8 protein-coding genes and 5 tRNA genes are annotated in these 8,904 nt (G+C 36.5%); 5 read left to right on the top strand and 8 right to left on the bottom strand.

Annotation, left to right across the window (positions count from 1 at the left end; all coding sequences use genetic code 11):
* The coding region (gene carA, locus Q1J40_RS01570) for a glutamine-hydrolyzing carbamoyl-phosphate synthase small subunit (RefSeq protein WP_301098279.1) at positions 1-893 on the bottom strand (893 nt) is incomplete at its 3' end.
* A 319-nt stretch (positions 894-1,212) separates the two neighbouring features.
* Complete coding sequence (locus tag Q1J40_RS01565; protein WP_301098278.1) at positions 1,213-1,536, bottom strand: zinc ribbon domain-containing protein YjdM; 324 nt, start codon at positions 1,534-1,536, stop codon at positions 1,213-1,215.
* 212 nt (positions 1,537-1,748) lie between these two features.
* Here Q1J40_RS01565 and cysK point away from each other — a divergent pair, with 212 nt between their 5' ends.
* Positions 1,749-2,696: a cysteine synthase A gene (cysK, locus tag Q1J40_RS01560; RefSeq protein ID WP_301098277.1), complete on the top strand. Its 948-nt coding sequence runs from the start codon at positions 1,749-1,751 to the stop codon at positions 2,694-2,696.
* 81 nt (positions 2,697-2,777) lie between these two features.
* Here cysK and frdD read toward each other — a convergent pair whose 3' ends face one another.
* The 6 genes from frdD to gltX all read right to left on the bottom strand — a co-directional run bounded on the left by frdD (position 2,778) and on the right by gltX (position 8,036).
* Positions 2,778-3,128, bottom strand: a complete 351-nt coding sequence (gene frdD, locus Q1J40_RS01555) for a fumarate reductase subunit FrdD (protein ID WP_301098276.1) — start codon at positions 3,126-3,128, stop codon at positions 2,778-2,780.
* A gap of 8 nt (positions 3,129-3,136) precedes the next feature.
* On the bottom strand, positions 3,137-3,538 hold the full coding sequence (gene frdC / locus Q1J40_RS01550; protein ID WP_301098275.1) for a fumarate reductase subunit FrdC: 402 nt from the start codon (positions 3,536-3,538) through the stop codon (positions 3,137-3,139).
* A gap of 12 nt (positions 3,539-3,550) precedes the next feature.
* Positions 3,551-4,321, bottom strand: coding sequence for a succinate dehydrogenase/fumarate reductase iron-sulfur subunit (locus Q1J40_RS01545; protein ID WP_301098274.1), 771 nt, complete (start codon positions 4,319-4,321; stop codon positions 3,551-3,553).
* Positions 4,322-4,335: 14 nt separating this feature from the next.
* Complete coding sequence (gene frdA / locus Q1J40_RS01540) at positions 4,336-6,120, bottom strand: fumarate reductase (quinol) flavoprotein subunit (RefSeq protein ID WP_301098273.1); 1,785 nt, start codon at positions 6,118-6,120, stop codon at positions 4,336-4,338.
* Positions 6,121-6,437: 317 nt separating this feature from the next.
* Positions 6,438-6,513, bottom strand: a tRNA-Ala gene (locus tag Q1J40_RS01535).
* Positions 6,514-6,590: 77 nt separating this feature from the next.
* Complete coding sequence (gene gltX, locus Q1J40_RS01530) at positions 6,591-8,036, bottom strand: glutamate--tRNA ligase (protein ID WP_301098272.1); 1,446 nt, start codon at positions 8,034-8,036, stop codon at positions 6,591-6,593.
* 170 nt (positions 8,037-8,206) lie between these two features.
* On the opposite strand from gltX, the gene Q1J40_RS01525 reads away from it, so the two are divergent.
* From Q1J40_RS01525 to Q1J40_RS01510, 4 genes are all read left to right on the top strand, one after another.
* Positions 8,207-8,282 (top strand) — tRNA-Val (locus Q1J40_RS01525).
* 45 nt (positions 8,283-8,327) lie between these two features.
* Positions 8,328-8,403 (top strand) — tRNA-Val (locus Q1J40_RS01520).
* 38 nt (positions 8,404-8,441) lie between these two features.
* Positions 8,442-8,517, top strand: a tRNA-Val gene (locus Q1J40_RS01515).
* A 44-nt stretch (positions 8,518-8,561) separates the two neighbouring features.
* Positions 8,562-8,637 (top strand) — tRNA-Val (locus Q1J40_RS01510).
* The last annotated feature ends 267 nt before the right edge of the window (positions 8,638-8,904 follow it).

The following is an 8,904-nucleotide window of genomic DNA, read 5'->3' as shown; positions in this document are numbered from 1 at the left end:
TGTGTTTCAAGATCTTGTACAGGATGATTTGCCCCGTGATGCCCAAATGCCATTTTTTTCGTTTTACCGCCTGTTGCTAATCCCAGTAATTGATGCCCTAAGCAAATGCCAAAGATTGGCTTTTTAGTGGCTAATAACTTTTTAATTGCTGTGATTGCATATTCACAAGGCTCGGGATCACCTGGTCCATTAGATAGGAAAATACCATCTGGATTTAATGCAAGTACGGCTTCTGCTGAAGTAGTTGCAGGTACAACCGTTAAACGACATCCTCTCTCAGCTAACATTCTCAAGATATTACGTTTTACACCAAAATCATAAGCGACAACATGAAATTCTGTTTTTTGTTGCGGAATGTAGCCCTGTCCAAGTTTCCATTCCCCTTCTTTCCATTGATAAAGCTCTTTGCAAGTGACTTCTTTTGCTAGATCTTTTCCTGCCATTGAGCCAAAGCTTTGTGCGAGTGCTAACGCTTTGGTTTCGTCTGTGCCAACGTAAATACAACCAGCTTGAGCACCTTTATCACGCAAAATTCGTGTTAAACGGCGAGTATCAATATCAGCAATCGCAACGATTTTATGTTGAATAAGATAATCAGAAAGAGAAGAATTGGAGCGGAAGTTACTGTGTAAGAGGGGAAGATCTCGAATAATTAATCCTGAGGCATAAACCCGATTAGATTCTTCATCTTCGTTATTCGTGCCCGTGTTTCCTATATGAGGATAAGTGAGGGTAACAATTTGGCTAGTATATGAAGGATCGGTGAGAATTTCTTGGTAACCCGTCATTGCTGTATTAAATACAACTTCTCCGATTGTATGTCCCTGATAGCCAATAGACTTACCGTGGAACACTGAACCGTCTGCGAGTACAAGAATTGCAGGTTCAAACATATTTTACTCCTATAGAATCTGTTTGGTTGGTACTTTCGAGTCGCCATTAACCTTTACTAGAAGTAGGCGACTAAGTTTAAATGAGCAAACGATTGCTTTCAAGTTAAACTTCACAGAAAACAGTGTAAATATACAAAATAAATATTTATTCATAATAAATGTTTATTTATTCAATTAGTTCAATCAATATTTGAATTAAAAAGATATATTTTCGTGCAAGCGGTCAGAATGGATCAAAATTTTGCAAATCACAGGTTGATTCTTACGCAAAGAAAAATGGACACTAAAAGTGTCCATTCGATAATTTGATGAAGTATATTTAGGCTTTTTTCAAAAATTCTGATTTAAGTAATAATTTTCCACAATCAACATTATGATCACCAGATACAAGACGAATACCTTTAAATTTAGTCCCTTTCTTTAAGACTTCTGATGAACCTTTTAATTTTAAGTCTTTGATGAGTAAAACATCATCGCCATCAGATAATAAATTCCCGTTGCTGTCTTTTACAATCAATGTATTATCATCTTGTTCTTCAATTTCATCTCCTGTCCATTCGTAAGCACAATCAGGACAAACAAATTGGATAGAGTCATGGTAAGTATTTTCACTTTTACACTTTGGGCAAATAGGGAAATCCATAAATACTCCTTAATTAATTAAAAATTCGCTATTCTACAAGAAATTGAAGGCATTTGCGTTGATTTTTTCAATTTTATTGTGAAATGTACTTTTTGATTACCTCATGTTTTTTAAGGTTATATATTATTTAGTTATATAAAATAGATATTATATTCTTAACATTTTATGGAAATTAAGTATTCTGTCTTCAATTCATTTAGGAGGAAATCATCATGAAAATTCATTCAGATCATTCAGAAGCAATTGGTAATAGCCCTCTTGTTCGCTTAAAAAACTTTGGTAAAAATGGTAATATCTTAGCTAAGATTGAATCAAGAAACCCAAGTTTTAGCCTTAAAGACCGTATTGGTGCAAATATGGTATGGCAAGCTGAAAAAGATGGTATTTTAACTAAGGATAAAGAAATTGTGGATGCAACAAGCGGCAATACAGGAATTGCCTTGGCATATGTTGCAGCAGCAAGAGGTTATAAATTAACAATTGTTATGCCCGAAACGATGAGTATTGAGCGTCGTCGTTTATTAAGAGGATTAGGGGCTACTTTAGTTTTAACTGAAGGCGTCAAAGGTATGAGAGGAGCAATTGCAAAAGCTGAAGAAATTATTGCAAGTAATCCTGAACATTACGTTATGCTGAAACAATTTGAAAACCCTGCTAACCCAGCTATTCACGAACAAACAACAGGACCAGAAATTTGGAATGATACAGATGGGAAAGTAGATGTATTTGTAGCTGGTGTTGGAACAGGTGGAACTATTACAGGCGCTACTCGTTATCTTAAACAACAAAATAAAAAAATTATTAGTGTAGCAGTTGAACCTGAAGAATCACCAGTAATCACACAAACATTAAATGGTGAAGAAATAAAACCGGGATCTCACAAAATTCAAGGTATTGGAGCAGGTTTTATTCCTAAAAATTTAGATTTAAATTTAATTGATCGCGTGGAAACAGTTGATAGTGAAACAGCAATTCAAACAGCACGTCGATTAATGTCAGAAGAAGGAATTCTAGCGGGAATATCATCTGGTGCTGCTGTTGCAGCAGCAGATCGTATTGCTAAGCTACCAGAATTCGCAGATAAAACTATTGTGGTTATTTTACCATCCGCAGCTGAAAGATATTTAAGCACAGCATTATTTGAAGGAATTGAAGCTTAAACCTGAAAAAGTTATAGTCATTCTTTCATATAAAAACGGAGAACTATTACTAGTTCTCCGTTTTTATATATAAGATAAATATTATAAATTAATAACTGCAAAAAATACTAATACACTATAAAGTGCAGATAATCCATAAAATATTATACCACCAGCAGGTATATGAAGTTTAAAATCATGCATACCATGATGAATACGATGCATTGCTCCCCATACTGCAAATACCAACACAATTAAAATTGCTAATTTCCCAATCCAACTATGTAAAAATGAGACGAATCCAATAACATTTTCAGGGCTAATCAAACCAAATGGGAGTAGAAAACCAATCAATAAAATTAGTACTGGAAAAAGAATAGCGGTAACAGTTGTTCCTGCTCCAAATAATAACCATACTACTGGCTCATTAGAACGTTTAGGTGCTTCTTTCATTTTTCCCCCTAGATATACATCAAAATTAAAATTACTACGCTAACAATAGCGGTTAAAGCCCATAAGCTTAAGGTAATTATATTTGGATTTAGTCTTTGATTTTTTACTATTATGTTAAGTACTTTTGGTACCATCTTATAATAAGTCACTGTATTTAATACGGCAGCTGCTAATGCAATAATATTCAATATCACAACAATAGGGTTTTGTAAAAAACTAACAAAATCAAAAAAGCCAGCTCTTCCATTTCCTAAACTAATCACACCATATAGTAGTACTAAACAGAACCATAAAGTAGGAACCGAGGTTGCTTCACGAGCAATATAGAGTTTGTAAAAATCTAACCGTTTCCACCATGTTGGTTTCACTTCACGCACATATTTTTTGCGTTTACTTGTTGTTGTTGTCATTTCACATTCTCCTTACTTTTGCGGTTTTAACATTGCAAAGACATAATCTATAGAGCTTTCTACTTTACCCTGGTTAACAGCTGATGCTGGATCAACATGTTTTGGACAAACCTCAGAACAATAACCAACAAAGGTACAACTCCAAACACCATTTTTACCATTGATAATCTTCATACGATCTGCTTTACCATTATCACGATTGTCTAGATTATAGCGGTGAGCAAGTGTTAGTGCCGCAGGACCTACGAACTCAGGGTTTAAACCAAATTGCGGACAGGCAGCGTAACATAACCCACAGTTAATACACATAGAAAACGTACGGTATTTTTCTAACTGAGCTGGTGTTTGTTTTGTTCGGCTTTTTGCCAGTTCAGCTGAAGGGTGAGGATTCCCATCTAATTCTGGTGCTTTGTTATCAATAATATATGGTTTTATTGATTCCAAGCTTTCAATAAAGTGGCTTAAATCAACCACTAAATCACGCTCAATAGGGAAATTAGCGAGAGGTTCAATACGCATATAACCACTGTAGTCACGTAAGAAAGTTTTACACGCTAATTTCGGTTTACCATTTACCATCATCCCGCAAGAACCACAAATAGCCATACGGCAAGACCAACGGTATGAAAGTTCTGGTTCTAATTCATCTTTGATATAACCTAAAGCATCAAGTAGAGAGGTTTGACTATCATAAGGTACTTCGTACTTACTCAAGAAAGGTTCATTATCTTGTTCTGGGTTATAACGAAGGACTTCTACCGTCATTTTATTTTTATTAACCATTTTATACCCCTTACTTACTTGCCTTGATTTGCTTTTTCTAATGCTTCTGCTTCTGCACCATACACACGTTTAGCTGGTTGTGATTTAGTAATTTTTACATCACTATATTTGATAGTTGGTGCACCATCAGCGTTATAGAAAGCTAAAGTATGTTTTAAGTAATTCACATCATCACGCTCTTCATAGTCTAAACGTTGATGTGCTCCACGAGATTCCTTACGTTCTACAGCAGAAGATGAAATAGATTGTGCTACGTCAAGGATATAACCAAGTTCGATTTTATAAAGTAAATCAGTATTGAATACGCTAGAACTATCTTTAACTTTAATACGTTTATAACGTTCTTTAAGTTCTGCTATTTTAGCCACAGTATTTTCCATACTTTCTTGAGTACGATAAATACCACAACCTTCTTCCATTGAGTCGCCCATTTCATTACGAATTTGTGACCAAGATTCTTCTCCTTCTTGGCGAGCAAGTGCGTATACTCTTTCAAGTACATCTTTTGCTTGAGCATCAATTACTGCTTGGTTACGTGTAGTTGTCTCAACAGCACGTCTTGCGGCCATTTCACCAGCTACTTTACCAAATACAACAAGCTCAGCTAATGAATTTGAGCCCAGGCGGTTGGCACCATGTAAACCTGACGATGCACATTCACCTACTGCGAATAAACCTTTAATGCTTGTTTCTGCTTGTTGATTTACTTCAATACCGCCCATTGTATAGTGTACAACAGGACGTACAGGAATTGGTGCTTTAACAGGATCAACACCTTCATAAGCTTTTGCTAACTCACAGATAAACGGTAAACGTTCTGTAAGATGTTTTTCACCTAAATGACGTAAATCCAAATGAACAACGTCCACACCTTTAGCTGTTTTTAGTGTATTACCTTTACGCCACTCTTGCCAAAATGCTTGAGAAACTTTATCACGAGGACCAAGTTCCATATATTTATTCTCAGGTTTGCCAATTGGTGTTTCTGGTCCTAGACCATAATCTTGTAAATAACGATAGCCATCTTTATTCACTAAGATACCACCTTCACCACGACAACCTTCTGTCATCAAAATACCTGTATTTGGTAGGCCTGTCGGGTGATATTGTACAAATTCCATATCACGTAATGGTACGCCATGACGATAAGCCATTGATAAACCATCACCAGTTACAATACCGCCATTGGTATTGAATCGGAAAGAACGGCATCCACCACCAGTTGCAATAACTACCGCATTCGCATTAATTTGTACAAAGTTACCTTCCATCATATTCATGGCAACACAACCACGAGCTTGACCTTCATCAACTAGGATATCAACAACGAAATGTTCATCGAAACGAATAATTTGAGGGTATTTGATAGAGGTTTGGAAGAGAGTATGTAATAAATGGAAACCTGTTTTATCAGCAGCGAACCATGTTCTCTCAATTTTCATTCCACCGAAACGTCGAACATTGACATCACCATCTTCTTTTCGGCTCCAAGGGCATCCCCAACGTTCAAGTTGAGTCATTTCTACTGGTGAATGTTCCACAAAATATTCAACGACATCTTGTTCACATAACCAGTCGCCGCCACCTACAGTGTCATTAAAGTGTTTATCGTAAGAATCTGTATCTTTAATCACTGCAGCAGCCCCACCTTCAGCAGCAACAGTATGGCTTCTCATTGGATAAACCTTAGAGATTAAAGCAATCTTAAGATTTGGGTTAGCCTCTGCGGCTGCTATAGCTGAACGTAATCCACCACCACCGGCGCCCACAATTGCAATATCAACATTGACAGTTTGCACAATTTCCTCCTCGGAAAATAAAATACATCGAATAATTCAAGCTACGCTATTTTGCCACTATTCCCTTCAATTTATAATTGGTTTTTACAGTTTATTAACATAAAAAATCTAGTTTTGTGATCTACCTCAAAAATATTTTTTAATAGGGATCATTTATTGATAATCACTTGTATTTATTGGCGTTTAATTAATTTAAAGAGTGGAAAAGATGCTAAATCTAAAACCACAATTATGCAATAGTATGCGTATAATCAGAAGGAGGAATAATTCGAAATGAAAAAAGCTTAGATATTAGGATATCTAAGCTTCTCTAAATTTGGTGGAGATAATCGGGATCGAACCGACGACCTCTTGAATGCCATTCAAGCGCTCTCCCAACTGAGCTATATCCCCAAAACGAGGGAGATAATATGCTCTCTCGTTTTTTCTGTCAATGTTAAAATTTAGACACTCAATTAAATGTTTAAAAACTAGCTTGCATTAATTTGGATAAAATTAATCGCTTTTTGAATACGAGCAAGAGTACGTTCTTTTCCGACCAATTTTGCAGTAATATCCATTGATGGAGATTGTCCTGTACCAGTGACTGCTAAACGGAATGGCATACCAACTTTGCCCATCCCAATCTCTAATTCTTGAGCTGTTTGGTTCATTGCGTCATGAATATTTTCCACAGTCCAATCAGTACAAGCGGTTAGTTTCTCTAAAAGTTTTGTAAGTGGTGCTAATGCTGCATCTTTAAAGTTTTTAGCTGCTGCTTTTTCTTCATAATAATCAAATTCTTCATAGAAATAACGACTTGCATTTGCCATTTCTTTTAAAGTTTTGCAACGCTCACCAAGCACATTAACAATTTCTGTGAGAATTGGGCCATTTGAATAATCAATAGATTGATCTTTCATGTGCCATTCTAAGTGTTTAGCAACATACTCCGGATCTAATGAACGAATATAATGCTGATTGACCCATTGTAATTTTTCCGTATTAAAAGCACTTGCTGAGCGACTTACGGCTTCAAGATTAAATAAATTAATCATTTCCTCACGACTAAAGATTTCTTGGTCACCATGTCCCCAGCCTAAACGCACAAGATAATTGACTAATGCTTCTGGCAAATAGCCGTCATCTCTATATTGCATCACACTCACTGCACCGTGACGTTTAGATAATTTCTGCCCATCATCTCCTAAGATCATTGAAACGTGAGCATAAGTAGGAATCGGTGCGCCTAACGCTTTCAAAATATTAATTTGACGAGGAGTGTTGTTAATATGATCTTCGCCACGCACAACATGAGTAATTCCCATATCCCAATCATCCACTACAACACAGAAGTTATAAGTTGGTGAACCATCGGTACGACGAATAATGAGGTCATCTAATTCACTATTGCTAATTTCAATACGACCACGAACTGCATCTTCAAAAACAACTGAGCCTTCCGTTGGATTTAAAAAACGAACAACATGAGGCGCATTTTTATCATCAGGTGTTGGATGAGTTAAGCAATAGCGATCATATCGAGGTTTTTCTTTATTAGCTTCTTGTGTATGACGAAGCTCTTCTAAACGCTCTTTTGTACAATAGCAACGATAAGCTAGCCCTTGCTCTAACATTTGATCGATAACTTGGTTATAGCGTTCGAATCTTTTAGTTTGATAAAAAGGTCCATGATCCCACGATAAATTTAACCATTCCATTCCTTCAAGAATAGCTTGTGTTGCTTCTGGTGTAGAACGTTCTAAATCGGTATCTTCAATTCGTAATACAAATTCACCTTGATTGTGTTTTGCATATAACCAAGAGTAAAGTGCGGTTCTAGCTCCACCAACGTGTAAGTAACCCGTAGGGCTTGGTGCAAAACGTGTTCTCACTTTTACATTGGGGTCAAAAGGAAAAAGAGTTTCAATTTTCATTTTATATTTCACTATTTATTAAGATAAAGATAGATCTATTCTACTCTACCTGAACGGGAATAATAGTAAAAAATGCAGTAAATTGATGATTTTTACAACGAATAATAGTAATTTTATAAAAATTGATTGACTGAAATATTAAGCTCCCTATAATGCTCCCTCACAACAACGGGCGATTAGCTCAGTTGGGAGAGCACCTCCCTTACAAGGAGGGGGTCACTGGTTCGAGACCGGTATCGCCCACCACTCTATTTTAAAAGAGGCTGTTCTGTTGTTGTAGCTTAAACTAACGGGCGATTAGCTCAGTTGGGAGAGCACCTCCCTTACAAGGAGGGGGTCACTGGTTCGAGACCGGTATCGCCCACCACGCTTTAGTTTAAGTTCCCATGATTTTAAGTCTCAAGTGGGCGATTAGCTCAGTTGGGAGAGCACCTCCCTTACAAGGAGGGGGTCACTGGTTCGAGACCGGTATCGCCCACCACTTAAGACTTAAATCAGCCGATCATAACCTTAGTGTTATCATTCGGGCGATTAGCTCAGTTGGGAGAGCACCTCCCTTACAAGGAGGGGGTCACTGGTTCGAGACCGGTATCGCCCACCAATTTTTCATTTATGCGTTGTCTTTTAAGTATGATGCCGATACTAGTTTATTTTAGTAGTAGGTAATTATTTGTAAAATATATGTTATAACCTTTTCAAAAACTGTATTATCACTTTAAGTAGAGTGAAAAAGCACTTGCTTGACATGGTTTGTAACAATATAACTATGCCTGGAAGAATGAATTAACGGAAGTTCTTTTAGGAAAAATGCCATATATAAATAAGACATTCTTCTGTTAATTCATTGAATATAAATTCATAAATCATT

Source organism: Otariodibacter sp. (genome assembly GCF_029256985.1).
GTDB lineage: Bacteria > Pseudomonadota > Gammaproteobacteria > Enterobacterales > Pasteurellaceae > Otariodibacter.
The sequence above is the reverse complement of the archived record's forward strand: the minus strand, read 5'-3'. Positions and strand labels throughout refer to the sequence as shown.

Coding starts and splice junctions, on each gene's coding strand:
- cysK (WP_301098277.1), top strand. CDS start 1,749: ATGAAAATTCATTCAGATCATTCAGAAGCAATTGGTAATAGCCCTCTT.
- frdD (WP_301098276.1), bottom strand. CDS start 3,128: ATGAAAGAAGCACCTAAACGTTCTAATGAGCCAGTAGTATGGTTATTA.
- gltX (WP_301098272.1), bottom strand. CDS start 8,036: ATGAAAATTGAAACTCTTTTTCCTTTTGACCCCAATGTAAAAGTGAGA.
- Q1J40_RS01565 (WP_301098278.1), bottom strand. CDS start 1,536: ATGGATTTCCCTATTTGCCCAAAGTGTAAAAGTGAAAATACTTACCAT.
- Q1J40_RS01545 (WP_301098274.1), bottom strand. CDS start 4,321: ATGGTTAATAAAAATAAAATGACGGTAGAAGTCCTTCGTTATAACCCA.
- frdC (WP_301098275.1), bottom strand. CDS start 3,538: ATGACAACAACAACAAGTAAACGCAAAAAATATGTGCGTGAAGTGAAA.